The 1,048-nt window shown below is 70.9% G+C and carries 1 protein-coding gene; it reads left to right on the top strand.

Features of this window, described 5'->3' with window-relative positions; translation table 11 throughout:
* Nucleotides 1-1,048, top strand: a 1,048-nt coding sequence (locus tag ACTOQ3_RS43545; protein ID WP_440089935.1) for an acyltransferase domain-containing protein, incomplete at both ends; no start/stop codon positions are given.

Raw genomic sequence — 1,048 nt, 5'->3', positions numbered from 1 at the left:
GGTAAGACGGTGTTCGTCTTTCCCGGTCAGGGGTCGCAGTGGCTGGGGATGGGGGTTGAGCTGCTGGAGTCGTCGGCGGTGTTCGCGGCGCGGATGGCGGAGTGCGAGGTGGCGCTGTCGGAGTTCGTGGACTGGTCGCTGACCGGGGTGTTGCGGGCCGAGGAGGGCCAGCCGGGCTTTGACCGGGTGGATGTGGTCCAGCCGGTGTTGTGGGCGATGATGGTCTCGCTCGCGCAGGTGTGGCGGTCGGTGGGGGTGGAGCCGGCGGCGGTGGTGGGCCATTCGCAGGGTGAGATCGCGGCTGCGGTGGTGGCCGGTGCGCTGTCCTTGGAGGATGGTGCGCGGGTGGTGGCGTTGCGTAGCCGGGCGATCGTGGCGCTGGCGGGTCAGGGTGGGATGGTGTCGGTTCCGCTGCCGTCGGCGCAGGTGGCCGAGCGGCTGGCGGGGTTGGACGGCCGGGTGTCGGTGGCGGCGGTCAACGGCCCGGCCTCGACGGTGATCTCCGGTGATGTGGACGCGCTGGACGGGTTGCTGGCCGAGTATGAGCTGGCGGGGGTGCGGGCCAAGCGGATCGAGGTGGATTACGCCTCGCATTCGGCGTATGTGGCCGCGATCGAGGGTGAGCTGGCCACCCTGTTGGCGCCGGTGGCGCCGCGTATCGGGCGTACTCCGTGGTATTCGACGGTGCGGGGGTGCTGGCTGGAGGGTGTGGAGGCCGGTGGCGCGTACTGGTATGAGAATCTGCGTGAGACGGTGGGGTTCGGTCCGGCGGTGGAGGTGCTGGCGGGCGAGGGGTTCCGGTTCTTCGTGGAGTGCAGTGCGCATCCGGTGTTGCGGATCGGGGTGCTGGAGAGTGTGGAGGCGGCCGGGCTCGCGGATGCCTGCGTGGTGGTGGGCACGTTGCGGCGTGATGACGGCGGGGTGCGCCGGTTGTGGACGAGCGCGGCCGAGGTGTGGGTACGCGGTGGAGAGGTGGACTGGGAGCGGGCCATCGCCCCGGCCGGGCCTCGCCGGGTGGATCTGCCCACCTACGCCTTCCAGCACCAGC

It is taken from the genome of Streptosporangium sp. LJ11 (genome assembly GCF_051918945.1).
Taxonomy (GTDB): domain Bacteria; phylum Actinomycetota; class Actinomycetes; order Streptosporangiales; family Streptosporangiaceae; genus Streptosporangium.
Note: the sequence above shows the minus strand (reverse complement) of the source record. Positions and strands in the feature narration are given on the sequence as shown.